The following is a 25421-nucleotide window of genomic DNA, read 5'->3' as shown; positions in this document are numbered from 1 at the left end:
AATTGAATTGATTAAAAAAGGTTTGTTTAAGTATTTTGACTTAATTTTTGCTTCAAAGCTACTGCTTGAAACGTTGCTCCAATAGCAAACAGCACAAAACATATTCCTACCAAAGTAGTAACAAGTGAGTCTTCGGGGCTACTGGCAACAGGTTTGTCAATCGGAAGTCGGGTTAGTGTTTCAGTAACGCCTGGTACTAAATGAAAAAAGAAGGTCATAGAGTACCCGATTTTTTCGATATACAACGAAAGCTTGCCAAAAGGCGAATTATTATTTTGTGCCAAATAAACCAACCCTAAAACCAGCAAAGTAATAATTCCCAATACATGAGGTTTTCCAAAACCTCCATGTTGGTAAATACCAAAGCCTGTCAAACAAGTTAGAATGGTTGTAATAACATAGATATTGCCAATGCTATTGCCCCAAGCAATTTCTTTTTGGCGAATGAGGGAAATTGCACCCGTTGCTACCGCCACCAAGCTAATGGCAGTATGAATGATTCCGAGAGAGGTAAGTCCAAACATAGTTTTAATTTTTAGCGTTTAAAAAAAAGATAAATAAGAACACAGAATAAAGTAATCATACAAAATTATCTTCAGTTTAAAGCATCTTAATCAATTATCATTCAGCACCTTAAACCATAACTCGACAAGTTCAGTTAGAGTAATTCATGAAAATATCAAAAATTATCGTAATACGTAAAGTCTTTACTTATCAAGCCTTTTTCGATAGTAAAAATCGTGCAAATGGGTAACTCAAAAGTAGATTTATCTGGAGCAGTACCTCTTGAGATAAATTCTACTACAATATGTTTTTCACCTGCTGGATAAATATTGGTGATGGAATCTCTAAGGTCTGGAAAAGCTTGGCTTAATTCGCTGTACTTTTTAATGGTTTGTTCACGAGTTTGTTTTACGATGCCTTTTCCAAGCGAAGGGTCTTTAAAATCAGCCGTTTCGGTGTACATATTTGCCATTTTCCCCCAATCATGCTGATTGAAATAAGCATAATATTGTCGAATGAAAGCTTCGTGAGTATTAGCAGTAGTACTTGGTTTTTCGGAAGCGTTGCAGGCAATACAAGCCCAAAGAGCCACAAGAAGAGTAAAGTTTTTCATAGCGTTTGGCAGGTTGATTTTTGTTTAATAAATATAAATTTAATTTAGTAATGAGCCAAATTAAATTTATGTTCTTAGCAATGAACTTTTTGAAATCAGCAATTGGACTTATAATAAAATCGGGTTTTATTTTTATCTAAAATCTGATAAATTACGCTAAAACATCAATAATTCGTTTAGCCGACAGCTTCAAATCATTTTTTTAATCAAATCAATCATTTATGGAAAACCCAATAAATTATAAAATGCAAGCGGCTACGGAAGCCTTGAGACACCTCAAAGGCAATGTGATAGGTTTGGGTGCTGGTACTTCTATTGCCTATTTGGTAAATCTCATTGCCGAAAATAGTTCTTTAGCGTCTGCCTTAACTTTTACTTCTTCCTCTTTCAAAACCACTAATTTATTGATTGAAAAAGGGCTTAACGTACAAACCACTGCGTATCTTTCTGAAATAGATGTCTATTTCGACGGTTGCGACCAATTCGACTCTCAACTTAATGCTTTAAAAAGTGGCGGTGGGATTCATACCAACGAAAAGATTTTGGCCACTATGGCAAAAGAATTTATTTTGATTGGCGACTATGAGAAGTATGTAAAACAATTTGATTTAAAATATCCTGTGGTGATAGAAATTCTTCCACAAGCATTAAAAACTGTTTCAGCCAAATTAACTCAGCAATTCCCCAATGCAGTATTGAGCTTACGAACTTCCAAAGAAAAAGATGGAGCAGTTGTTTCCGACAATGGTAATTACTTATTAGATGTGTATTATAAAGCAGTGCCAGACTGGGCAAATGTGAACAGCAGTATTCAAATGATGACTGGAGTAGTAGAGCATTCACTCTTTTATGGATTAGCCACCAAAGCCATTATTGCTGGAAATGAAGGCATTAACATCATTGAAAAATAATATTTTGTATTTAAAATCAAAAGCTCTCAGCCTATTCATTGATAGACTGAGAGCTTTTGATTTAGAAAGGAGTTCGTCCGCCTCCACCTTGTGGGCCACCTGCTGGCGGTCCATCATTTGTTCTACCATTACTTTTTTCTACACTTTTGGCAAGGTCTTCACGCTTTTTTAGGTATTTTTCAAACTGTTTCGGGGCAAGTACCAAACTCATTTCCTTATCTTTCTGAACCATCAAAGCATCCATTTTTTCCTTGATTTGCTTCATATCTTTTTCCGTAGGACGAGTTCCTTTTTTCATACTTTTATCCAACAAATCCACCTGAGCGAAAGCGTATTTAGTAGAAATATCCGTTACTCGTTCGGTTTGGTCGGGCTTTAATTTCAGCTTTTTCTTCATCCATTTTACTTCTTGTTCAACCATTTTTTCAGGGTCTGGTGGCTCTGGAGTCGCTCTTCCTTCCATATTTGGGGGCATATCTCCCCTACCCGGACCACCACCTCCACCAAACTGAGCCAATGAAGTAAACGAAAGCATCGCCGCCACCACTACGGCAACAGCACACAAATATTTTCTCAACTTTTTCATATAAATGTTTAATTATTTTAAAACATCCCAACGGCTGTTGTCTGAAAATATGCTCTTAAATACTACCTGTGAGGCTTTTTTGTAGAAGTTTCGTAGAAATATGTATATAAATTACAGTTATTTTTTCAACTAAATCTCTGTAAGAAAAGCTAAAATTGAAACTTTTATCAAGAAGTTTTATGATACTTTTTAAACAAAAGTAAAGAGAGAATTGCCGTTAGCATGATCACACCTAACACTACCATCACCGAGCTTGCACTCTTAAAAATGCCTCCAACAAAACTACAAATAAGCGATTCTATAAAGAAAATCACTCCTGTATAAATCCACCAAGTATTGTAGGTTGGTAGCTCTTCAATTGTTACTTCCATCTTGAAATTATCAGGAAAGAAAAGACTTTTCCATTTAGGAAAATCCCACAACAACAAGCCCAAAGAAGCAAACAGTAAAAGAAAAGTGATGTAAACTGTGCCTTGAAAGTGTAGGGAAAAAGTAATGAGAAATATATTGGTAATAATACCCAAGAAAATAAGATTACCGATAGTAGCAAAGCGTTGAGTCATCAATAAAAACGCCGCAAGAACTTGCATCAAGCCCAAAAACTGCCAATAAATACCTGTTTGATAAAGTGCTTCAAAGAAGAATCCGATAGGATTTGAAGTAGCAATAGAAGTAAAGCGATTGCCCATTAATTTCGTCAAGCCAGAAGGCACAAAGGCAAAGCCAATTAAATACCGCATCCAGATTACAAAAAAAGAAAGGTATTGGTTGCGTCGTACAGCAAGATAAAGTTTGAATAAAGTATCCATAAAGTTCAAGGATGGTCAAATTGATTTTTTCAAAAGTAGTTGAAATAAGACAGCCTTGAAATTGATTTGTTATGTGCGGTTGAGGATTTGGTTTGATAATGAATTTTACCGCCAAAGATTGCGTTTGTCACAACAAAATGGAATTATCCGAACACACAAAAAACAGAAGTAAATGATATTATTAAAGACCTTTATGTTTTTGAGTTTTAGGGTCAGTATTCCAATATTGGTGTCTATTAAATATCCCTTTGCCATTCGTTACGGAGGTCTTGAATCTCTTTGTTATTTTGGTCTTTTTTTTTGGCTTAATAGCTTTGACAAATTTCAAAATTTGTCAAAGCTATTTATTCCTCACTCCGCATTCCAAACTCAAAACTCAAAATCAATGTGCTTCTAACCAATTCAAACCAACGCCCATGCCTGTTTCCATTTTTACGGGGAAAGGGATTGCATTTACCATCAATTCGTTTACTTTGGTTTTCATCAATTCTAATTCTGATTTATGTACATCAAAAACTAATTCGTCATGCACGGTAAGAATGATACGAGATTGAAGTTTTTCTTGTTTGATAAAATCATTTACTTTAATCATCGCTACCTTAATCATATCCGCCGCCGAACCTTGAATCGGGGCGTTTACGGCATTACGTTCGGCAAAACCACGTTCTACCATATTGTTTGAATTGATGTCACGCAAGTAACGTCTTCTTCCCAAAATGGTTTCTACATAACCTTTGTCACGGGCTTCAATTACGGCGGTGTCCATGTAGCGTTTGATGGCAGGAAATTCTCGCCAATAACTATCAATAATTTCTTTCGCTTCCGTTCTTGAAATAGCAATTTGCTGTGCCAAACCAAAAGCCGAAACGCCATAAATAATCCCAAAATTGACCGTTTTCGCTTTTCTACGCATATCAGAAGTTACTTCGTCCAAACTTACATTAAATACTTTTGCAGCAGTAGTAGCGTGAATGTCTCTTCCTTGATTGAAGGCTTCAATCATAGATTCATCTTTGGCAACAGCCGCCATGATACGCAATTCAATTTGCGAATAATCGGCTGAAAGAATCAAGAAATCATCGTTTTTAGGAATGAATGCCTTTCTGATTTCTCGTCCACGGGCAGTACGAATCGGAATATTTTGTAAGTTAGGATTGGTACTTGATAAACGACCAGTAGCCGTAACTGCCTGATTGAAAGAAGTATGTACTCTACCCGTTCTTGGCGAAATCATCAAAGGCAAAGCATCTACATAGGTTGATTTCAATTTTTGTAATTCTCTAAAATCCAGAATCTTACGAGCAATTTCATGTTCAGATTCTAATTTAGACAATACTTCTTCGCCCGTCATGTATTGACCCGTCTTAGTCTTTTTGGCTTTAGGGTCAAGCTTCAATTTATCGAATAAAATTTCACCTAATTGCTTTGGCGAACCAATGTTGAATTCTTGTCCAGCCAATTCAAAAACTTTGGTTTGTACTTCCAACATATCTTTTTCCAAGGTCTTCGACATATCTTTCAAGAAATCAATATCAAGCCTTACGCCTTCCATTTCAATATCAGAAAGTACTTGTGTCAAAGGCATTTCCACTTCTTCCAATAACTTCACCGCACTTGGATTTTGTGCTAAAATGGGATGTAATTTACTTTTCAATTGTAAAGTAATGTCGGCATCTTCGGCAGCGTATTCTTTGATTTTTTCAAATTCCACATCACGCATATTGCCTTGCTTCGCTCCTTTTTTACCGATTAATTCATCAATCGACACTGGTGTATAATTCAAGAAATCCTCAGCCAAAATATCCATTCCATGACGTTTTTCTGGCTCGATGATATAATGTGCCAACATCGTATCATAAGTTTTGCCTTTTACTTCTACGCCATATTGAGCAAGCACCATTAAATCATACTTGATATTTTGAGCGATTTTAGTAATTTTTTCATTAGCAAAAATCGGCTTAAATTCATCTACAATCGCTTGGGTTTCTTCACGATTGGCAGGAGTTGGCACATAATAAGCTTCGCCCGCACGATACGCAAAAGATAAACCTACCAAATCTGCTTCGACGGCATCAACGCTGGTCGTTTCCGTATCGAAACAAATTTCATCTTGCAAACTCAAAAAATGAATCAAAGACTGACGCAATTCTGGCGTATCAATCAAATGATATTGGTGAACGGTAGTATCAATCGTAGCTTTTGGATTACTTTCAGCAGGCGTATCAGTTTCATCAAAAAGCTCTAATTTCTTTTCTTCAACAATACTTCCGAACAAATCAAACTGACCCGACGACGCTTTTGCTTTGCCAGCCGCAGTCGCTTTTTTAGCTTCTGGAATGGCAGTAGGTTGTTCTACAACAGCTTCTTCACCCAGTAATCTACGACGCAAAGTTCTGAATTCTAATTCATCCAAAAGCGGAGAAAGTAATTCTTTGTTTACTTCAACAACTTTTAAATCTTCCTCATCGAAAGTAACAGGTACTTCACAGTGAATAGTCGCTAATTCTTTCGACAATAAACCTTGTTGAGCAAAATTTCTAACGTTTTCTTGCTGCTTGCCTTTTAGTTTATCAACGTTGGCAATCAGATTTTCTAAAGAACCATACTCTTGAATCAATTTTTGGGCAGTCTTCTCCCCTATGCCCGGAATACCCGGAATATTATCGGCAGAGTCGCCCATCAAACCCAAAGTATCCACCACTTGCGAAACATCTTGGATTCCCCAGCGTTCACAGATTTCTTTCACGCCCAAAATCTCAACGCCTTTTCCCATAAAAGCAGGCTTGTACATAAAAATTCGTTCCTCCACGAGCTGACCGTAATCTTTATCGGGTGTCATCATATAAATTTCCATGTCCTCATGTTCACGAGCGGCACGTTTGGCAATTGTTCCGATAACGTCATCCGCCTCGTAGCCTTCCATGATTAACATCGGAATATTCATGGCAGTACAAAGACGCTTGATATATGGAATGGCAATCGTAATATCTTCTGGTTGAGCCTGACGTTGAGCCTTGTAGGCCTCAAACTGGATATGTCTAAACGTCGGAGTTGGCGTATCAAAAGCCACGCCAAGATGCGTAGGTTTTTCTTTAGTAAGCACCTCCAACAAAGTATTCGTAAAGCCAAATACCGCACTGGTATTCAAACCCTTAGAAGTAATACGAGGAGTTTTTTGGAAAGCAAAATGTGCTCGATAAATCAATGCCATTGCATCGAGAAGAAATAGTTTTTTCATCTAATTGTAACGAAGAGTATATGCCTAAAAAGACAAGATTTCCTCAAAAATACCAAAATCTATTGGTTCTGTTTCACGAAGATTGAAAAGATGGTTAATATTGTGTAAATAAATGAAAAGAAGATGTTACGAAAAGTAAGAATACAGAACTTCAAGAGCCTCAAAGATGTGACGCTCGAACTCCAAAAAGTAAACCTCCTGATTGGTCCAAACAATTCAGGGAAGAGTAATTTTTTGAAGGGGTTGGAGTTTTTCACTAAAAAGGATAAGTCAGGATACAACCCTGGTCTAATTTTCAAAAAAAATTTAGATAATATTTTAAGCCTTGCATTTTATGTAGAAAATGATGAAAAAAAAAAATTGATAAAATATGAAGGTTTAGCAGGAGAATTTGGGTTATTCGAATCAGAAGAAATAAATAAAAATCTCCTTGATAGCAATTTAGAAGAAACTCTAATTAAAAACGTAAATGATCTAATTCCTTCAAATATTGAGGAACTTAAAATATATAAACCAAATCCTACCATTTTCATTAAACCTCTACCTCTTGCTTCAAATGATGACTTAAATGATGATTGTTCAAATTTGATTACTTTTCTATACACTCTTAGTACAAACAATAAAAAAGCTTATAGAAAATTAGAAGAAGATTTTGCTAAATGTGTTGGAGACTTAATTGAAATAAGTACTCCTCCAGTCAATACTGAAGCAGGAGGTAAATTAAGTCTAAAGTTCTTTGATAAAGATGGAGAAGGTTACTGGGCTGACGAAGTATCAGAGGGCGTTTTATACTTTCTGGCTTTACTCTGTATCATCCATCAACCCAATCCACCAAAGTTATTACTACTGGAAGAACCAGAAAAGGGGATTCATCCACGAAGAATCCGAGAAGTAATTGATTTTATTTTTCAATTAGTGGAGGAAAAGGATATTCAAGTAATTATGACTACTCATAGCGAAAGAGTATTGGATGAATTTGAAGATATTCCAGAATCTGTATTTGTTTTTGATAAAGATGAAGAAGGTGCTACACAAGTAAAAAATCTACTAAAAGATATTATTGAACCTTCAAATATTAAAATGGAATCGCTGGGTTTACCCAGAATAAAATTCACTGAGTCTTTAGGTTCACACTGGGTAACTGGATTTATTGGCGGCGTACCAAAATGAAGATAACTATACTGAAATATGGCTATTTCGGTGAGGACGAAGCTCATCGGATTTTCTTGCACAACTATCTTGAGCAATTATTAATCTATTCTGGAAATTCAGAAAAAATGCTTTTTGAATTCGACGAGGTTTTCACCTACAAATATCGTGGAAGAAATAAAACAGAAGTTGATAACATTTTTCCACAAGCAGTACAAGAAGGCTTCGTTGATTATCAACAAGACTTTTTTGTTGTTGGTAGAGATTTAGACACTTTCACATCGAATGAATTTAAAGATAAAATCACGACAATGAAAAGCCAATTACAGCATGATTTTATCAATAAAACAATGTTGATGATACCTGTACAGTGTATTGAGCATTGGCTTTGGTATTTGAAGATTAACCTTGAAAATCCTTTATCAACTAAAAATGAAGATTTAGAGTCAAAGCCCAATAAAGAAGCAAAACTGGCAGTGTATGGAAATATCAAAGCATCCAATAAAGTTTCCATTCCAATTGTTGAAACTTTGACAAATACTTTTGACATAGCTTATCTTGAAAGTCGTTCAGAAAGCTTTAGAAATTTCCACAACCAAGTAAAATCATTCATAGATAATCTATAACACACAAAAACGGCTATTCTCATCACTGAAAATAGCCGTTTTTTTACTTTGCCTCAATACTCGTCTTTCAACATTTTTACAAACTCATCTTCATAAGCTTTTAGGGCTTTTAATAATGATTGTAATTCTTTGTAATCCGACGAGCCTTTTTTGGCATTGTAAAGTTTGTCTGCTCGTTCCGAGGCTTTTTCGTATTCAGCTTCGTTTTTAATCTTAATCATTGCTTTGTTAATATAAATTACTAAAAATTTTCTTCCCAAATTTCACACAAATGTATAATAGTTTCGGTAGCTTTTTCCATGTCTTGTACTGATACCCATTCGTGTTTTCCGTGAAATGCGTGTTCTCCTGCAAAGATATTCGGACAAGGCAAACCCATAAATGACAGCCTCGAACCGTCCGTTCCTCCTCTGATACTCATTTGTTTAGCATTTATACCGCTTCTTTCGATTGCCTCAAAAGCATAAGCCGTTACTTGTGGCGTTTTGTCCAATACTTCTTTCATATTGCGGTACTGCTCAAACACTTCAAAAATAGCAATAGAATTTGGATAATTTATCAATACTTTATCCATTATTTCTTTCAAAACGGCTTCGTGTTGGTGTAATTTTTCTTCTGAAAAATCACGAATAATAAATTCAACCGTTGCGTTTTCTACCATTCCCGATATTCCGACTGGATGAATAAATCCTTCTTTGCCTTCGGTTGTTTCTGGCGAAAGTGTTTCTTTGGGAAGATTTGCCACAATTTCTGCTGCAATTTTCAAAGCACTTTCCATTCTACCTTTTGCAAAACCGGGGTGCTGGCTTACTCCTTGAATCGAAATTTTTACGCCATCTGCCGAAAAAGTTTCATCTTCTAATGAACCCAAAGTTTCGCCATCAATCGTATAACCAAAATCTGCTCCTAATTTTTCTAAATCTACCGCTGCTGTTCCTCTGCCAATTTCTTCGTCTGGAGTAAAGAGTATCTTGATAGTACCGTGCTTTATTTCAGGATTATTGACTAAATGATAAGCCGCATCCATAATTTCAGCAACGCCAGCTTTGTTATCCGCCCCCAACAGAGTAGTTCCACTTGCCGTAATGATGTCGTTGCCAAATTGATGTGCCAAATCTGGATGTTCTGATAATTTAATGATTTGGCTGTGGTCATCTGGCAAAACAATATCTTGTCCTTGATAGTTTTTATGAATAATCGGCTTCACGCCAGCTCCCGAACAGTCGGGAGAAGTATCTACATGAGAACAAAAACAGATAACAGGAACAGTCTTTTCGGTATTACTCGGAATGGTCGCATATACATAACCGAATTCATCTAAATGTGCATCCGTGATGCCCATTGCTTGTAATTCTTCCACCAAAAGTCTGCTCAAATCTTTTTGTTTTTTAGTAGAAGGTTGCGAAGTAGATGCTGCATCCGACTGCGTATCTATTTGCACATAACGCAAGAAACGCTCAGTAGAGGTATTTTTATAATTGATTAACATTAATTTTATGTTTAAATCTGTCTGGAAAATATCCTGTAAAATATTAGCAAAGGTAACAAAGGTTTAAATTTTCGTGACTATCTTGCGTGAACAATCTCTAAAGAATATAAGGTTCTCTTTTAAAAATAGAACTTTTTCAACAACTATCTAAATTTTGCAAAGAAAAGTCAACGAAAGCATTAGAAAGAGGATTTTTCATTTAATTTCGTATCAACAAAATAAAAACATATTTTTTCAAGATAAAGCCCAATAAAATATAGGTCATGTCAGAATTTGCAGAACTCTCGTTAGGTGACAAAAAGTATAAGTTTCCTGTAATTACAGGAAGTGAAGATGAAAAAGCAATTGATATTGCCAAACTCCGTGATGAAACAGGTCATATCACCATTGATTCTGGCTACAAAAATACCGGAGCTACTAAAAGTGCTATCACGTTTTTGGACGGTGAATTAGGGATTCTTCGTTACAGAGGTTACTCAATCGAAGAATTAGCTGAAAAAGCTACTTTCTTGGAAGTTGCTTACCTTCTAATTTATGGTGAATTGCCAACCACCGAACAATACGCTGCCTTTGAGAACGATATTAAAATGCACACTATCGTCAACGAAGATATGCGTAAAATTTTTGAAGGCTTCCCAGTAAATGCACACCCAATGGGCGTACTTTCTGCAATGGTTTGTGCAATGTCGGCTTTCTATACAGGCGACAAAGCGGGTGCTGATGAATTAAACATCATTCGTTTGATGGCTAAAATGCCTTCTATGGCTACTTGGTCTTACAAAAAATCACAAGGACATCCAGTAAACTATCCAAACAACTCTTTGGATTATTGTTCAAACTTCTTGAACATGATGTTTGCTTTGCCAGTTGCTCCTTATCAAGTAAATCCAGTGGTTGCGGCTGCTTTGAACAAATTATTGATTCTTCATGCAGACCACGAGCAAAACTGTTCTACTTCAACAGTTCGTTTGGTAGGTTCTTCTCATGCAAGTCTTTATGCTTCAATTTCAGCAGGTATCAACGCACTTTCTGGGCCATTACATGGTGGTGCAAACCAAGAAGTAATTGAAATGCTTGAAGCTATCAAAGCCGACGGCGGTGATACTGCTAAGTATATCGCTATGGCGAAAGATAAAAATTCTGGCTTCCGTTTGATGGGCTTCGGACACCGTGTTTACAAAAACTTCGACCCAAGAGCAAGAATTATCAAAAAAGCAGCTGACGACGTATTAGCAGCTTTGGGTATCAACGACCCAGTATTGAAAATTGCTTCTGAATTAGAAGCGGCTGCCTTGAGTGATGAGTACTTCGTAGCTCGTAAATTATATCCAAACGTTGACTTCTACTCAGGTATCATTTACCGTGCTTTGGGTATTCCAACAGATATGTTTACTGTAATGTTTGCGATTGGTCGTTTACCGGGTTGGATTGCACAATGGAAAGAAATGAAAGCTAACAAAGAACCTATCGGTCGCCCACGCCAAGTATATGTTGGTGCTACTGAACGTGCTTATGTTAATATTGCAGATAGAAAATAATTTTTCTTGATAGATATATAAAAGAGGTGTTTTGCGATAAGTGAAACGCCTCTTTTGGTTTTAGATTGGTTAAGTACTTTGTCTCCCTCCCTGCAAGATTTCACAACCAGTTCAAGTATTAAACAAAGCGTCACTTAGACTTCAGTAAGGACATTATTAGTTTTTAAACTAAACCCGCACACTCCTACAAAATCAAGCTATTTATTCAAATTATTACTAAATTGAATGATTGAATAAATTTTCTTTCTTTTTCATTAACATTACTTCATCACATGAAAAAAATCTTATCTATTTTTCTGCTCTTTGCCAATTTGTCTTTTGCCCAAAATGCTAAAGAAAAAGTATTGGTTACGGACATGACTAAAATCAAGCAAGTCGGCAATGTCTCTATTTCCCCTGATGGTACAAAAGCTATTTATGCTTTAAGAAGCAACGAAAGTAACGAAACCGACAAATTGGATTTCGACTATCGCTCGCATTTGTGGCTTACTGATTTTCAGACTGTTAAACAATTGACTCGTGGTACTGAAAACGTTGGTACAGCTACTTGGTCGGCAGATAGTAAACAAATTGCCTTTAGTAGAAACGTAAAAGGCAAGTCGCAAATCTTTATTATGCCTTTGGATGGCGGCGAGGCTTTTCAATTAACAGATTTTAAATACAGTACGGGTAGCCCGTCTTGGTCGCCTGATGGCTCTAAGATTTTGTTTTCTATCAATGTTTCTTTTTCAGATTTATTGAAAGATTCTTTATTGAATCCTGCTAAAAAACTGCCTTCTTGGTCTTTTGAAAAAGCTGGTTTTAGCAATAATAACTTTTTGAAACCTGATAAAAAAGTAAAGGCGAATCCCAACGGAAGTATCGAAGAAATCAGGGCTTATCTTGACAAAGATGTAGAAGACAAAAAGGCTAAAGTAATCAACCGTCTGAATTTTCAAGGAGAAGCTACTACCGAACCAGAAATTCGTTTCAACATTCTTTTCGTAATTGATGCCAAAGAAGGAGCAAAACCTACACAAATCAGCAGAGGTTTTTGGTCATTGAACGGAGCAAATTGGTCGGCCGATGGTAAAAAGATTTATGCCACAATGGGCTTGGATAGTTTAGTACATCCCGATAGAGAGCAAAATTCTGCCATCGTGAGTTTGAACGCTGATGGTACTGGTTTGAAAATGGTTTTGGGCGAAAAGGGCATTTCATATAACAATCCTACGCCTTCGCCAGATGGTAAATTATTGGTACTGACTACATCAAAAACGGAATGGTTAGGTTCAAACCAAATTGTTTTAGCCAATGCCGACGGCACAAATAAAACGTTTATCAATTTTGACAGGTCTGCCAATAGCTTTGAATGGTCGGAAGATGGCAAATTTGTGTATTTTCTTGCGAATTCAAATGGTGGAGTACCTTTGTATCGCCTTGATGTACAGAGTAAAAAAGTAGAAAAACTCACAGATTTTGATTCGGGTATTAGCAGTTTTGACCTTTCAAAAGAAAGAATTGTTTTTGCTAAAACAGAAGTAAAAAATCCTTCTGAACTCTATTATTCGGATTTATTAGTGAAAAATTCAGTAAAACTAAGTTCACATAATGATACTTGGTTGGCGAATAAAGCTCTTAGTTTTCCAGAGAAAAAAACCTTAAAAAACTCGAAAGGACAAACAATAGAGTACTGGATTATGAAACCTACCAATTTTGAAGCTGGTAAAAAATATCCATTATTATTAAATATGCACGGTGGGCCAACAGCCATGTGGGGGCCGGGCGAAAGTTCGATGTGGCATGAATTTCAGTACTTCTGTTCGCAAGGTTATGGAATTGTTTATGCTAATCCAAGAGGTTCGGGCGGTTATGGCAAGGATTTCCAAATAGCAAATTATCAAGATTGGGGAACAGGACCAGCCGAAGATGTTTTAGCAGCAGCAAGCGAAGCCGCCAAAGCCAGTTGGGTTGATACTTCACGACAAGTAATTACAGGAGGTTCGTATGCGGGCTATTTAACGGCTTGGATTATTTCGCATGACCACCGTTTTAAGGCAGCTTTTGCTCAAAGAGGCGTTTATGAACTTTCAACTTTTATGGGCGAAGGAAACGCTTGGCGACTCACGCCAAACTATTTTGGCGGTTATCCGTGGGAAGCAAAAATAAAACCTATTTTAGAACGTGAATCACCTTATACTTATGTGGATAAAATCAAAACGCCTTTTTTGATAAAACATGGTGAAAACGATTTGCGTACAGGCGTAATTCAGTCTGAAATGATGTATAAATCTCTGAAAATTATGGGGAAAGAAGTGGAATATGTAAGAATTCCGGGAGCAACACACGAACTTTCGAGAACAGGAAATGTACGCCAGAGAATTGACAGAATGCTAAGAATTTATGAGTTTTTTGAGCGGTACATTGGGAAATAAGTCGTGATTAGTTTCCAATACATCTAATAGTCAACTATTTATATAAACCAAAAGCATTAATAAATGTGCTAAAGTATCGCTTAAAGATTTTCAAAAAATAAAGTTTAAAATTAAAAAAGCCGCTTAAAATTAAATTTAAGCGGCTTTTTTAGTGGAGACGGAGAGATTCGAACTCTCGTCCAGACAAGGAACTCGATAGCTTTCTACACGTTTAGTCTTGATTGGATTTTCGAGATAGGCAGGGTTCAAGCCGGACCTTAAACTATCCTTATCCTCTTTGTACTAAATGTTAGCTTAGAGAAATCACTACATTCGACTCTGCGTTTCGACACCCCGAATCCCAGCGGCAGAGTTTAGCCGAGCGAGGTGTGGCGAATAGCTCCAACTCCGTTGATAACTATCCAAAACGAAATCCCTTAAGGATTAAGCTGCCATGGCATACTGAGTATTGCCGATTGTTGTTCGGACTAATTTTTAACAGGAGATTAGACCAACTCCTGACGTGCTTACCACCGACCTGCACAAGCTGTCAATACCGGTCGCCCCCATTTTTTTAAGAACATCAAATGAAATCAAAACGTTTCATTCTTTGGGACTGCGAAGATAATACAAATTTTGTTGATTCCTCTAAAATTCTAATGTATTATCAGTTCTGTATCAATGATAATTTCTTCTGGAATGATTTCACTCTCTTCATTAGACTCAAGAATTTTCAACAATAAAGTAGCCGCTTGCTCGCCCATTTTGTAGGCAAATTGCTCGACAGAGGCTATCGGAGGATTATCTAAATAAGCAGTAATGGGTAAATTAGCGAAACTCACAAAGTGAATGTCAGTATTGGGAATTACACCATTTTGCCTACAACTCTGCATCGCAAATAAGGCTACGTAGTCATTGAAACAAAGAATTGCTTGAGGTTTCTCAGGTAACAATAATAGCTCCTCCATTTTTTTAGAAGTACTATCTTTCGTCAAATCTGTTGATTTTATATACTGCTGAACAATCGGTAAATTCAAAGATTTTAGGGCTTTCCAGTAACCTTCCAAACGCTCATTTGAAATCTCTAAATTAGAAGGACCATTCAAAATCGCAATTCGTGAAAATCCTTTTTTAGCTAAAAAAATGGTTGCTTCAAAAGCCGCTTCTAAAATATTACCCCGTACTTTGTTTACGGCTACATCTTTCGGAACTCTATCGAAAAAAACCAATGGAATTCCATGATTTTCTAATTCTTTGAAAGGATAATACTGCGTCGTTTCGGCTGATATTGAAGCAATTACTCCATCTACACGACTACTAATAAATGATTTAATCGCTCTGTTTTCTCGCTCTAATTTATCTTTCGATTGACTAATAACAACATTGTAACCTTTAGCACTAATGACATCTTCAATTCCTGTAATTGCCTGAGAAAAAAACTCTTCTTGTAAATATGGGAAAACAACACCAACAGTATTCGTTTTGTTTTTCTTCAATAAAATCGCCGCTGGATTAGGTACATAATTGAGTCGTTTGGCGACTTCAAAAACCCGCTCTTTGGTTTTAAGACCAATCCGTGGATGATTCTGCAATGCTCTCGAAACCGTAGAAATAGCAATTCCTAATTCTTGAGCAATATGTTTGATGGTTACCTGACTCTTCTGCATACATCTTTAAGGTTGGATATGGTAAAATTAAGAAGTTTATTGAATTTTGTGCAAAATTTGCGCAAATGTTTGTAATCAATTCTAAGGCTATTTTTTGTACGTTTTTTTACGTTTTTTCAATAACACCTAAAAAAATATAAGTGACAACTTTACTAAAAATACTTTCTTTGAATTAAATTTTAATTTACCTCCAGAAATGTATCCCAAAAACATCATTGATCAATTTGAAGAATTATATTTGATAACGCCCTCTTTAACAGTACGTAGCCCCGGTAGAATCAACCTTATTGGCGAACACACCGATTACAACGATGGCTTTGTTTTGCCAGCCGCTATCAATAAAGCTATTTATTTTGCTATCGCTCCTCGTGAAGACAATAACTGTAATATTTATGCTTTTGATTTGAAAAGTAGCACTATTTTTAATATTTCGACGATTCAGAAATCCGATAAAAGTTGGGCTAATTATTTGATTGGCGTTGTGGACGAACTACAAAAAGCTGGACAAAAAGTAAAAGGTTTTGACTTGGTTTTCGGAGGTGATATTCCTTTGGGTGCTGGCGTTTCTTCATCTGCTGCCGTAGAAACAGGTTTAGCTTTTGCCTTAAATCAACTCTTTGATTTGGGTTTAGAAACCATGCAAATGGTGAAAATCGGTAAAGCTGCTGAAAATAATTTCGTTGGCGTAAACTGCGGTATTATGGATCAGTTTGCTTCTATGTTTGGTAAAAAAGATGCTGTTATTCGCTTGGATTGCAGAAGTTTAGCTTATCAGCACTTCCCATTGTCTTTGCCAAATCATACTGTAATTCTTTGTAATTCAGGTGTAAAACACTCTTTGGGAGATTCTGAGTACAATACTCGTAGATTAGAATGTGAAGAAGGTTTGAGAATCTTGGGAGAAATTTATCCTAATGTAAAAAGTTTCAGAGATTTAACTTTAACAATGGTGGAAGAAGCCAAAACGAGCCTTTCTGAAAATGTCTATAAACGTTGTGTGTATGTAGTGGGCGAAATCGACAGAGTAATTGTAGCTTGCGAAGCACTTGAGCAAAACGATTTGGCAACTTTCGGTAAAAAAATGTACGAAACTCACGACGGACTTCAACATAATTATGCGGTTTCTTGTGAAGAATTAGACTTTTTGGTTGACCAAACACGTGAAGACGACGCCGTAATTGGTTCAAGAATGATGGGTGGAGGTTTTGGTGGTTGTTCAATCAACATTGTTGAAAAAAGTAAAGCAGAAGCTTTTCTAAATAGAATCAAAAAAGCTTATCAAGAAAAATATCATAAAGAATTAGTGACTTACGAAGTAGCCTTAACAAACGGAACGGAAATAGTTTAATTTTAGCAATGAGTCTTGAGCTATGAGCTTTTAGAGAGTTGAAAAACTCAAAGCTTATAGCTTATAGCTTATAGCTTACAGCCAAAAACAATGAATCCAATTTTTGAAGAACATCCTCACAGAAGATATAACCCACTGACAGACAGCTGGGTATTAGTTTCGCCACATCGTGCAAAACGTCCGTGGCAAGGACAAGTAGAAAAAGTAGCTGGCGACGACCGCCCTGCTTATGATGAAACTTGTTATTTATGTCCGACCAATACAAGGATGAACGGCGAAGTAAATCCTGACTACCAAGACGTTTATATTTTCAATAACGATTTTGCAGCCTTGTTGGAAGATACGCCTGCTCACAGCTTTGAAGAAGACGAACTTTTCAAGGCAGAAACAGAAAGAGGTTTGGGTAGAGTAATCTGTTTTTCGCCTCGCCACGATTTGACCGTTCCAGAAATGGAAGAAGTAGCAATCAGAAAAGTAGTGGACGCTTGGATTGATGAGTATTTGACGCTCGGAGGAAAAGATTTTATCAATTACGTTCAGATTTTCGAGAACAAAGGGTTTGTAATGGGTTGCTCGAATCCGCATCCACATGGGCAAATTTGGGCATCATCATCAGTGCCAGACGAACCAATGAAAAAACAAATAGCTCAATTGAAGTATTGGCAAAAAAATCAACGATCTTTATTGGCTGACTATATCGAAAAAGAATTAATCAAGCAAGAAAGAGTTTTGTTTGAAAATGAGCATTTTGTAGCCTTAGTACCATACTGGGCAGTTTGGCCATTTGAAACGATGATTGTTCCGAAGCGAAAAATGGCAAGAATTTCGGACATGACCGATGCAGAAAAAGACGCTTTTGCGAATGCCTATAAAAGATTGACTGTTCGTTATGACAACCTTTTTGAAACTTCTTTCCCCTACTCTGCTGGCGTTCACCAAGCTCCAACCGATGGCGAAGCACATGACGAATGGCATTGGCATTTTGTGTTTTATCCGCCATTGTTACGCTCGGCAACTGTTAAGAAATTTATGGTAGGTTACGAAATGTTAGCCAATCCACAAAGAGACATCACGGCTGAAAAAAGTGCAGCAGTACTGCGAGCCTTGTCAGAAATACATTATAAAACAAAGTAACAAAAAAGCTGTTCCGAATGAAAATTTAGAACAGCTTTTTTGTTTATTAAATAATTCACGATTTGCGATTTGCAAATCGTGAATTATTGTATCTTTGTCTTTGAGAACATAGAAAAATTCGTATGAAAAAACATAATGGAATGCGTCCACAGGATATAGTCATCATCTTGGACTTAATATCAATGAAATTGTCTGATAATGAAGAAGTTTCTTCTGCTGAACACCCTAACGTTTCGATTCAAAATAAAAATATTGCATACAGTTTAAAAATGAGCGAAGCAGAGGTTTCTGAATCGTTACGAAGGTCTGAGTACGCAGGACTAATTGCCGATATAAAAACTAAAAAAATTAATCAAAAAGCATTCTTGGCATTTCTATTAAATGGTCTAAAGTATGTTTTTCCTACACATCCAGGAGCATTGGTGAGAGGAGTACCTACTGCACATTCTGCATTACCCCTATCAAAAAGTATTATCTCTAATGAATTATACGTCTGGGAAAATCCAGCAGGAGAAGTAAGAGGGCAATCTATTGTACCATTATATCATACTATTCCAGCTATTGTAGAGAATAACAAAAAACTCTATGAACTCTTAGCCTTAGTTGATGCCATCAGAACAGGAACAGCCAGAGTAGTAAATATTGCTTCACAGGAATTAGAAAAACGAATTTTATCAGCATGAAAAATAGTTTTCACAACATTGTAAGAATAAAAGTATTAGCTGAAGCATTTAGCCATTTGACGAATAAAATCGTCTTTGTAGGAGGTGCTGTTGTTGAACTTTATTGTGACGACCCTGCAAGAGCAGAAGTACGACCTACAAATGATGTAGATGTTGTAGTAGAACTTCATAACAAAGGTTCTTATGCTGTTTTAGAAGAAAACCTACGGAAAATGGGATTTCAAAATGATGTGTTTTCTGGAGTTATTTGTCGCTATATCTATCACGACATTGTTGTTGATATTATGCCTGATGATGAGAATATATTAGGATTCACGAATATTTGGTACAAAGAAGGATTACAAAACAGTTTAACTTACCATTTAGACGATGAACTAAATATTCAAATTTTTCCTCTTGACTTATTTCTTGCTTCAAAATTTGAAGCTTTAGTATCAAACAGGCATGGTGATGACTATCGCTTAAATAGTGATTTTGAAGACATTATATATATTTTTGACAACCGTTTAAAAATCAAAGAGGAAATTATAAACTTAGAAAATAATGTAAAACTATTTATTCAAAAGTCAATTTCAACACTTTTAGAGCGTCCTTACTTAGAAGAAGAAATTTCATCAAATTTAGAAGTATCAAGTTCAAAAGTCAGAACAGCCAGAATTTTATCCATTTGGAAATCTATAATTCGTTGAAAAATACAGAAAATTTGTTCATTTATTTTCCAAAATCAGTCTATTTCCTTAAATTCACTCTATTGCAAAAACTAACACATTAATCACTTAATGAAAATATTATGGATTTACACGTTCGAGTAAAAGACAGTGAAGCGGCATTTTTAAAAGAATTACTTGCCAAATTTGATTTCGTAAGTGTCAAAGAAATTCAAGATACTGAGGTTTTGGAAAGTTTAGATAGCAGTATCAAACAAATGAAAGACATGAAAAAAGGGAAAGTAACAAAGCCTTATTATTTGTAGTTTTAATTGGCTTCTTGATATTTCAAATCATCAATTAATGAAAATCATTTCTGTTTTTTTAAGCTTAATTATTTTTGTCTTATTTTGTAAATGCCAACTTTACAAAAAAGAAAAGCAAAACGTTTTGGAAGCAGAACACATTTCTCCCTATAATGAAGTAAATACTACCATGAAGTTTTATGGTGATAGTACCTATACTTTCAATCTATTTCAAAAAAGTACATACTATGAAAAAAATGAAAAGTATTCTGGAAAATATTTGCTTGAAAATGATACAATAAAATTTATTGACAGAGGCTTCCAGTACCTAAGATGCCGTGTTGCAGTTATTAATAACGGATTCGTTGAATTTATTGGAGGAAGTGCTCCATTAAAACTAAAAATTACTGAAAGAAGTATAAAAGATGAGTACGCTATTAATAGCCTTGATAGTAGTTATGCTTTTTTCACATATCATCCTAACTATTATGACTTCTTTTCAGAAAAAGTAAAGCCGTACTCGCTGAAAAAGAATGATATTTTGGCAATAAATGATTTATTAGAGTTGTGTATTTCTGAAAATAATAACAGAATTACCCACCATGTAAATAGTTACACTAAGCAATGTGTAGCGGTTACTAACGCTAATAATGAAATAGAAGTCATCGTTTACTGCAACTGCAAAGACAACTCTAAAGGGTATCACTTTCAAATAATTTCCGTTCAAGATGGCGGTGACTGTCATTTTAGCGTGAAACTTAATCTAACCAAAAGAAAATATAGTCAATTATATATAAATGGAAGTGCTTAATACTTCTTGTGAAGTATGCAGAATCTTTTTTGCAAATCATATCTCACACTCAAAAAGTTAAGTTTATTTTCCAATAATACTTACAGCTCAATGAAAACTACTATTTCAGACATGATTTAGTAGCTTTTTTGTTTTAACTTTGCCTCCCTTAATCATTTCTCGGTTTATGAGATGATTTTTATTTTCTTTCGATTAATACTTTCCTGCGGAATACGATGAAAAAACAGACAAAAGCTATCAGAATACAAGCAGAACGTTCACAAAATCGTGAGCATTCTGTACCATTATATCTTACTTCAAGTTTTACTTTTGAAGATGCTGAACAAGGACGTGCCATTTTTGCCGACGAAATAGAAGGAAACATATATTCTCGCTACATGAATCCTAACGTGGATGAGTTTGTAGAGAAAATGTGTATGCTTGAAAATACCGAAGATGGTATCGCTTTTGCTTCGGGTATGGCTGCCAATTTTGCAGCAATGGCTGGTTTACTAAAATCTGGTGACCATGTGGTGGCTTCAAAAGCCCTTTTTGGTTCTTGTATTCAGATTTTGAGTAAAATTCTTCCAAAATGGGGAATCTCAACTACTTATGTTGACGGTCACGACCTTGCAGCTTGGGAGTCGGCAATTCAAGAAAATACTAAATTCTTGTTTTGTGAAAGTCCTTCAAACCCGGGTTTAGATTTAATTGACCTCGAAGCGATTTGCCAATTAAAAGCAAAACATAATTTAATTTTGGCAGTAGACAACTGTTTTGCTACGCCAATTATTCAAACACCAGCAGACTGGGGGGCAGATTTAGTAATTCACTCAGCTACAAAATACATCGACGGGCAAGGAAGAGTATTGGGCGGAGTAGTTTGTGGTAGAGAAAGTTTGATTAATGAAATTCGTTTCTTTGCACGTCATACAGGGCCATCGATGTCGCCATTTAATGCTTGGGTTTTATCAAAAAGCTTAGAGACAATTCATTTACGCATGGAAAAACACTGCGAAAATGCTTTTAAATTAGCACAAGCTTTAGACAAAAATCCTGCTTTAAACGCTGTAAAATATCCATTCTTGACTTCGCATCCTCAGTTTGAGTTAGCAAAAAAACAAATGAAAATGGGTGGTGCAATTTTGACTTTCGATGTAAAAGGTGGTTTTGAAGTAGTAAACGAAATGTCGAAACACTTAAAAATTGCTTCTATTTCTCCAAACTTAGGCGATACCAGAACAATTATTACTCACCCAGCCTCTACAACGCACTCTAAACTTACCGTTGAACAAAGAGCTGAAGTCGGTATTACTGATGGTTTAGTGAGAGTAGCCGTTGGTTTGGAAGCCATTGAAGATTTAATAGAAGATTTTGAGCAAGCTTTACAAAAAGCTACAATCGCTACTTTGGTAGGATAAATTTTACATGATTTGAAAATTTGAAAATAAGTTAATTTGAAAATGATAAAAAGGACTTTCTAAGTGAATGTTCTAAGTACTGATATTTTCAAATTACCCAATTTTCAAATTTTCAAATTCAAACATTATATTCAAAAATGTATATAGCCTTACTGATTTGTTTGGGTTTAGTATTAGCCAATGTTGTCGTTGGTGTGTATGCAGAACGAAAAGTGTCAGCTTTTATGCAAGACCGCTTGGGGCCTATGGAAGTAGGGAAATACGGGCTGTTACAAGTAATTGCGGATTTAGTTAAATTACTCCAAAAAGAAGACATCGTTCCCGCTTTAGCCAACAAACGCCTTTTTTTAATGGCTCCTTGTGTCATTTTTGTAGCTATTTTTGCTGGCTTTGCTGTTTTACCTTTAGGACCAAGCGAATATCTTCAAGGCTCACAAACGGATGTTGGTTTATTTTACCTTTTGGCTGTTGTTTCTATTGATATTATTGGTATTCTGATGGCTGGCTGGGCTTCTAATAACAAGTATTCTTTGTTTGGGGCGATGCGTTCGGTAGCTCAGATTGTTTCTTATGAAGTACCGCTTGGACTAACGGTTATTTGTGTGGCGATGATTTCACAAAGCCTTAATTTACAAGAAATTAGTTTACAACAGGGCATTTACACAGAAGAAACTAATTATCTTTTTGGCTTAAAATTTTTAGCTATTGATGTTTCAAAAATAGGTGGTTTCCTTACTTGGAATATCGTTCGTGTACCTTTTTTCTTTCCTATTTATATCATTTTCTTTATTGCCACTTTGGCAGAATCCAATAGAGCTCCTTTCGATTTGCCCGAGGCTGAATCTGAATTAGTCGGTGGTTTCCATACCGAATACTCAGGTATGCGTTGGGCTTTAGTATTTTTATCGGAATACGGAATGATGCTTTTGGTAAGCATTTTAGGAGCTATCCTTTTCTTGGGTGGCTGGAATACGCCTTTTCCTAATATCGGTTTCTTGAAATTAGCGGATTGGACTTCTGGTGAGCCTAATACTTGGTCAGGGGCAATTTGGGGATTTTTCTGGTTGATTGCTAAAGCTTATACTGGCATTTTTATTCAAATGTGGATTCGCTGGACTTTCCCTCGTTTGCGTGTTGACCAATTGATGTATCTTACTTGGAAAGTACTTACGCCTTTTGCCATTCTGGGGATTTTTCTTTCAGCTATTTGGCGATTGTTAATGTAGATTTTGAGACTTGAGGACTGAAAGAAGAAAGATAAAAGACACAAGAAAAAAATACATAAAAATTAAGAGGCAATACAAAAGTTTTTTGAGCTTATCTTTTATCAATCTCATTGCTCAATGCTAACAGCTCATTGCTAAAACAAATCTTTAGGATTTGAGAAACAAGACGCAAGACAAAAGATTATTTTTATAAAAAAACATCAAGCTCAAAGCTCACGACTCACTGCTAAAAAAATGTCTTCACTCATCGTTATTCTTGGTCCAACTGCCAGTGGAAAGACTCATCTGGCAGTGCAACTGGCTCATCAGATTGATGGTGAAATCATCAGTGCTGATTCCAGACAAGTATATCGTGGAATGGATATTGGCACAGGAAAAGATTTAGACGAATATGTAATTGAAGGAAAAAAAATCCAGTATCATCTTATCGACATTATTGAGGCTGGTGAAAGCTATCATATTTATCAATTTCAACAAGATTTCCAGAAAGCTTATACTGATATTCTTCAAAGAGGAAAAACACCTATTTTATGCGGAGGTTCGGGCATGTACTTAGATGCCGTTTTGAAAGGTTATGAATTCACCGCCGTTCCAGTCAATGAATCTTTAAGAGAAACTTTGCTTGAAAAATCAATGGAAGAACTCCTCGACATTTTTGAAGCAAACAAAAATATGTATGCAGAAAAATCAGATACTTCTACCAAAAAGAGACTTATAAGAGCCATAGAAATTAATCTTTTTTTGAACCAAAATCCTGACTTCAAAATTACTTCACAGCCCATCACCAACGCTACTATTTTTGGATTAAACCCACCTACGGAAATTCGCCGAGAACGTATAACAAAACGCTTAATTGCACGTTTAGAAAATGGCATGATTTTGGAGGTTGAAGCATTGCTGAACAAAGGAATTTCGCCCGATAAACTCATATTCTACGGTTTAGAATACAAGTTTATCACACAGTATCTTATGGGAGAAATTTCATACCAAATAATGTTCGAAAAGCTCAATGTTGCCATTCATCAGTTTGCTAAAAGACAGATGACTTTCTTCCGAAAAATGGAAAACGACGGCTTGAAAATCAATTGGTTAGACTCAAATGTACCGTTTAATAAATTTATGAGTGATTTTAACATAATTTAATGCTGAAAAAATCTAAATTTATTTAATTTTAATCCAAGATTCTGAATCCTACGTACACTTTTTTACGTATTTATAATATCAACTAAAACCTTTTTTAACAAGCAATATATTCTACTATGGCCTTAGTAATTTTAACCTTAGTACTTTTAGGTATGGGAGTGTACCTATCGTTCAAAGTAAGCAACTCTAAAGATGATAAGTTTCCTGCTAAATATTAGTCATCTGTCTCAATCGTTTCCAGAATGTTCATTAGCTCATCGAAGTTTCCAAATCCCGGTCTGATTTCATCATTTCCTTTTAGAGCAAATCCTTTCAGTTGGGTTTGTTCTAAAAGGTCATTAACGTTAGCTTCTTTCACGCCAAAACCTAATAAAATTGGGTATTGAAACGACCAAGCATCTATTTGGCTTTGAGTAGCTTCATCTATTTCTTCAGATACCTCCGAATTCTCCAACAAAAAGTACTCGACCACTCCTTTTGTAGTTTGAAACAAAGCTGGAAGATTAGCCGTAGCAAAATCTACTTTTAGAATAATCGGTAAACCAATTCTTTGAATTTCAGCTAAATTCTCCCAAGCACTTACTTGTAAATAATCTGGTTGGAAATTTTCTGTCAACTCAATGATTTTTGATACATCACTTGAATCCGTCTCCCCTACTACTTGAATGCCTGCCAACCAGCCACGCATTTCTTTGTACTTTTCAAAGTCGAGTTCATCCATCGAAAAACCCAACAATTCTACTCCCATTCCTGCACAGTAGCGTGCGTCTGAGAGGTTATTTAAATTTGATACTTTTACAGTTGTTTTAAGCATAATGTTATAGCTGTCAGCTCTGAGCTATCAGCCTTGAGCTTTTATTTGATAAATTGGAATCGCTAAAGAATAGATTTTACTATTTGATTTTAGGCAATACCAAATGAGTACTTCTATAATTGATTGGTTAAATGACATATTAGAAAAAATACTAATCACTAATTCCAATCACCAATAACTTGATGCAAAACTACCAAGCTTTCTATCCAGAACCAAAAAATCAGAAATGATGTTGAATATTATTGTAAATTTGTAACATTATTCGGTTAATGGTTATCAGTATATCTGTTAATATGATAGTTATTGGTTAGCCGATACACCGATAACGGATATACAGATAACGAATAACATTTTTTATTTTTAAACGTCAGGCCTTGAACCTGAGCA

General features: G+C 35.8%; 23 protein-coding genes and 1 other RNA gene. 14 read left to right on the top strand and 10 right to left on the bottom strand.

What is annotated here, in order from left to right; all coding sequences use genetic code 11:
* Positions 1–26: 26 nt before the first annotated feature.
* Together VB248_RS15810 and VB248_RS15805 are read right to left on the bottom strand one after the other, a co-directional pair.
* On the bottom strand, positions 27–524 hold the full coding sequence (locus VB248_RS15810; RefSeq protein WP_323297770.1) for a hypothetical protein: 498 nt from the start codon (positions 522–524) through the stop codon (positions 27–29).
* 155 nt (positions 525–679) lie between these two features.
* Positions 680–1117 carry a nuclear transport factor 2 family protein gene (locus VB248_RS15805; protein ID WP_323297769.1) on the bottom strand — a complete coding sequence of 146 codons (438 nt, stop codon included), beginning with the start codon at positions 1115–1117 and terminating at the stop codon, positions 680–682.
* A gap of 221 nt (positions 1118–1338) precedes the next feature.
* Here VB248_RS15805 and rpiA point away from each other — a divergent pair, with 221 nt between their 5' ends.
* Positions 1339–2028: a ribose 5-phosphate isomerase A gene (gene rpiA, locus VB248_RS15800; RefSeq protein ID WP_323297768.1), complete on the top strand. Its 690-nt coding sequence runs from the start codon at positions 1339–1341 to the stop codon at positions 2026–2028.
* 61 nt (positions 2029–2089) lie between these two features.
* Here rpiA and VB248_RS15795 read toward each other — a convergent pair whose 3' ends face one another.
* The 3 genes from VB248_RS15795 to polA all read right to left on the bottom strand — a co-directional run bounded on the left by VB248_RS15795 (position 2090) and on the right by polA (position 6661).
* Positions 2090–2614 (bottom strand): hypothetical protein, encoded by a 525-nt coding sequence (locus tag VB248_RS15795; protein WP_323297767.1) that lies wholly within the window; start codon positions 2612–2614, stop codon positions 2090–2092.
* Between the two features lie 167 nt (positions 2615–2781).
* Entirely contained in the window at positions 2782–3423 is a 642-nt protein-coding gene (locus VB248_RS15790) for a hypothetical protein (RefSeq protein WP_323297766.1), read from the bottom strand.
* A gap of 382 nt (positions 3424–3805) precedes the next feature.
* Positions 3806–6661 carry a DNA polymerase I gene (gene polA / locus VB248_RS15785; RefSeq protein ID WP_323297765.1) on the bottom strand — a complete coding sequence of 952 codons (2856 nt, stop codon included), beginning with the start codon at positions 6659–6661 and terminating at the stop codon, positions 3806–3808.
* 123 nt (positions 6662–6784) lie between these two features.
* Here polA and VB248_RS15780 point away from each other — a divergent pair, with 123 nt between their 5' ends.
* A complete protein-coding gene (locus tag VB248_RS15780) occupies positions 6785–7831 on the top strand; it encodes an AAA family ATPase (protein ID WP_323297764.1) in 1047 nt (348 codons plus the stop codon).
* Positions 7828–8436: a hypothetical protein gene (locus tag VB248_RS15775; protein WP_323297763.1), complete on the top strand. Its 609-nt coding sequence runs from the start codon at positions 7828–7830 to the stop codon at positions 8434–8436. The genes VB248_RS15780 and VB248_RS15775 overlap by 4 nt, the downstream gene beginning before the upstream one ends.
* 53 nt (positions 8437–8489) lie before the next feature.
* Here VB248_RS15775 and VB248_RS15770 read toward each other — a convergent pair whose 3' ends face one another.
* Together VB248_RS15770 and pepT are read right to left on the bottom strand one after the other, a co-directional pair.
* Positions 8490–8657, bottom strand: coding sequence for a hypothetical protein (locus VB248_RS15770; protein WP_323297762.1), 168 nt, complete (start codon positions 8655–8657; stop codon positions 8490–8492).
* A 20-nt stretch (positions 8658–8677) separates the two neighbouring features.
* Positions 8678–9925 carry a peptidase T gene (gene pepT / locus VB248_RS15765; RefSeq protein ID WP_323297761.1) on the bottom strand — a complete coding sequence of 416 codons (1248 nt, stop codon included), beginning with the start codon at positions 9923–9925 and terminating at the stop codon, positions 8678–8680.
* 263 nt (positions 9926–10188) lie between these two features.
* Here pepT and VB248_RS15760 point away from each other — a divergent pair, with 263 nt between their 5' ends.
* Together VB248_RS15760 and VB248_RS15755 are read left to right on the top strand one after the other, a co-directional pair.
* Complete coding sequence (locus tag VB248_RS15760; protein WP_323297760.1) at positions 10189–11463, top strand: citrate synthase; 1275 nt, start codon at positions 10189–10191, stop codon at positions 11461–11463.
* Positions 11464–11735: 272 nt separating this feature from the next.
* Positions 11736–13877 carry a S9 family peptidase gene (locus VB248_RS15755; RefSeq protein ID WP_323297759.1) on the top strand — a complete coding sequence of 714 codons (2142 nt, stop codon included), beginning with the start codon at positions 11736–11738 and terminating at the stop codon, positions 13875–13877.
* A gap of 149 nt (positions 13878–14026) precedes the next feature.
* Here VB248_RS15755 and ssrA read toward each other — a convergent pair.
* Both ssrA and VB248_RS15745 read right to left on the bottom strand, forming a co-directional pair.
* Positions 14027–14424, bottom strand: a transfer-messenger RNA (tmRNA) gene (gene ssrA, locus VB248_RS15750).
* An 88-nt stretch (positions 14425–14512) separates the two neighbouring features.
* Entirely contained in the window at positions 14513–15523 is a 1011-nt protein-coding gene (locus tag VB248_RS15745; RefSeq protein ID WP_323297758.1) for a LacI family DNA-binding transcriptional regulator, read from the bottom strand.
* Positions 15524–15719: 196 nt separating this feature from the next.
* On the opposite strand from VB248_RS15745, the gene VB248_RS15740 reads away from it, so the two are divergent.
* The 9 genes from VB248_RS15740 (at position 15720) to miaA (ending at position 24220) form a co-directional block, all read left to right on the top strand.
* Entirely contained in the window at positions 15720–16871 is a 1152-nt protein-coding gene (locus VB248_RS15740; protein WP_323297757.1) for a galactokinase, read from the top strand.
* A 90-nt stretch (positions 16872–16961) separates the two neighbouring features.
* Positions 16962–18005 carry a UDP-glucose--hexose-1-phosphate uridylyltransferase gene (locus tag VB248_RS15735; protein WP_323297756.1) on the top strand — a complete coding sequence of 348 codons (1044 nt, stop codon included), beginning with the start codon at positions 16962–16964 and terminating at the stop codon, positions 18003–18005.
* 122 nt (positions 18006–18127) lie between these two features.
* Positions 18128–18688, top strand: a complete 561-nt coding sequence (locus VB248_RS15730) for a hypothetical protein (protein ID WP_323297755.1) — start codon at positions 18128–18130, stop codon at positions 18686–18688.
* The gene (locus VB248_RS15725) at positions 18685–19377 is read left to right on the top strand and encodes a hypothetical protein (protein WP_323297754.1); all 693 of its coding nucleotides are present in this window, start codon (positions 18685–18687) and stop codon (positions 19375–19377) included. Before VB248_RS15730 ends, VB248_RS15725 begins: the two co-directional genes overlap by 4 nt.
* Positions 19378–19478: 101 nt before the next feature.
* Positions 19479–19661: a hypothetical protein gene (locus VB248_RS15720; protein ID WP_323297753.1), complete on the top strand. Its 183-nt coding sequence runs from the start codon at positions 19479–19481 to the stop codon at positions 19659–19661.
* 37 nt (positions 19662–19698) lie between these two features.
* Positions 19699–20451: a hypothetical protein gene (locus VB248_RS15715; protein ID WP_323297752.1), complete on the top strand. Its 753-nt coding sequence runs from the start codon at positions 19699–19701 to the stop codon at positions 20449–20451.
* Positions 20452–20666: 215 nt separating this feature from the next.
* Positions 20667–21851, top strand: a complete 1185-nt coding sequence (locus VB248_RS15710; RefSeq protein ID WP_323297751.1) for a trans-sulfuration enzyme family protein — start codon at positions 20667–20669, stop codon at positions 21849–21851.
* Between the two features lie 116 nt (positions 21852–21967).
* Complete coding sequence (gene nuoH / locus VB248_RS15705; protein WP_323297824.1) at positions 21968–23077, top strand: NADH-quinone oxidoreductase subunit NuoH; 1110 nt, start codon at positions 21968–21970, stop codon at positions 23075–23077.
* A gap of 234 nt (positions 23078–23311) precedes the next feature.
* On the top strand, positions 23312–24220 hold the full coding sequence (miaA, locus tag VB248_RS15700; protein ID WP_323297750.1) for a tRNA (adenosine(37)-N6)-dimethylallyltransferase MiaA: 909 nt from the start codon (positions 23312–23314) through the stop codon (positions 24218–24220).
* Between the two features lie 214 nt (positions 24221–24434).
* Here miaA and VB248_RS15695 read toward each other — a convergent pair whose 3' ends face one another.
* Positions 24435–25034 carry a beta/alpha barrel domain-containing protein gene (locus VB248_RS15695; RefSeq protein ID WP_323297749.1) on the bottom strand — a complete coding sequence of 200 codons (600 nt, stop codon included), beginning with the start codon at positions 25032–25034 and terminating at the stop codon, positions 24435–24437.
* Between the last annotated feature and the right edge of the window lie 387 nt (positions 25035–25421).

Source organism: Arcicella rigui (genome assembly GCF_034929435.1).
Taxonomy (GTDB): Bacteria; Bacteroidota; Bacteroidia; order Cytophagales; family Spirosomataceae; genus Arcicella; species Arcicella rigui.
The sequence above is the reverse complement of the archived record's forward strand: the minus strand, read 5'-3'. Positions and strand labels throughout refer to the sequence as shown.

Coding starts and splice junctions, on each gene's coding strand:
- VB248_RS15810 (WP_323297770.1), bottom strand. CDS start 524: ATGTTTGGACTTACCTCTCTCGGAATCATTCATACTGCCATTAGCTTG.
- VB248_RS15805 (WP_323297769.1), bottom strand. CDS start 1,117: ATGAAAAACTTTACTCTTCTTGTGGCTCTTTGGGCTTGTATTGCCTGC.
- rpiA (WP_323297768.1), top strand. CDS start 1,339: ATGGAAAACCCAATAAATTATAAAATGCAAGCGGCTACGGAAGCCTTG.
- VB248_RS15795 (WP_323297767.1), bottom strand. CDS start 2,614: ATGAAAAAGTTGAGAAAATATTTGTGTGCTGTTGCCGTAGTGGTGGCG.
- VB248_RS15790 (WP_323297766.1), bottom strand. CDS start 3,423: ATGGATACTTTATTCAAACTTTATCTTGCTGTACGACGCAACCAATAC.
- polA (WP_323297765.1), bottom strand. CDS start 6,661: ATGAAAAAACTATTTCTTCTCGATGCAATGGCATTGATTTATCGAGCA.
- VB248_RS15780 (WP_323297764.1), top strand. CDS start 6,785: ATGTTACGAAAAGTAAGAATACAGAACTTCAAGAGCCTCAAAGATGTG.
- VB248_RS15775 (WP_323297763.1), top strand. CDS start 7,828: ATGAAGATAACTATACTGAAATATGGCTATTTCGGTGAGGACGAAGCT.
- VB248_RS15770 (WP_323297762.1), bottom strand. CDS start 8,657: ATGATTAAGATTAAAAACGAAGCTGAATACGAAAAAGCCTCGGAACGA.
- pepT (WP_323297761.1), bottom strand. CDS start 9,925: ATGTTAATCAATTATAAAAATACCTCTACTGAGCGTTTCTTGCGTTAT.
- VB248_RS15760 (WP_323297760.1), top strand. CDS start 10,189: ATGTCAGAATTTGCAGAACTCTCGTTAGGTGACAAAAAGTATAAGTTT.
- VB248_RS15755 (WP_323297759.1), top strand. CDS start 11,736: ATGAAAAAAATCTTATCTATTTTTCTGCTCTTTGCCAATTTGTCTTTT.
- VB248_RS15745 (WP_323297758.1), bottom strand. CDS start 15,523: ATGCAGAAGAGTCAGGTAACCATCAAACATATTGCTCAAGAATTAGGA.
- VB248_RS15740 (WP_323297757.1), top strand. CDS start 15,720: ATGTATCCCAAAAACATCATTGATCAATTTGAAGAATTATATTTGATA.
- VB248_RS15735 (WP_323297756.1), top strand. CDS start 16,962: ATGAATCCAATTTTTGAAGAACATCCTCACAGAAGATATAACCCACTG.
- VB248_RS15730 (WP_323297755.1), top strand. CDS start 18,128: ATGAAAAAACATAATGGAATGCGTCCACAGGATATAGTCATCATCTTG.
- VB248_RS15725 (WP_323297754.1), top strand. CDS start 18,685: ATGAAAAATAGTTTTCACAACATTGTAAGAATAAAAGTATTAGCTGAA.
- VB248_RS15720 (WP_323297753.1), top strand. CDS start 19,479: ATGGATTTACACGTTCGAGTAAAAGACAGTGAAGCGGCATTTTTAAAA.
- VB248_RS15715 (WP_323297752.1), top strand. CDS start 19,699: ATGAAAATCATTTCTGTTTTTTTAAGCTTAATTATTTTTGTCTTATTT.
- VB248_RS15710 (WP_323297751.1), top strand. CDS start 20,667: ATGAAAAAACAGACAAAAGCTATCAGAATACAAGCAGAACGTTCACAA.
- miaA (WP_323297750.1), top strand. CDS start 23,312: ATGTCTTCACTCATCGTTATTCTTGGTCCAACTGCCAGTGGAAAGACT.
- VB248_RS15695 (WP_323297749.1), bottom strand. CDS start 25,034: ATGCTTAAAACAACTGTAAAAGTATCAAATTTAAATAACCTCTCAGAC.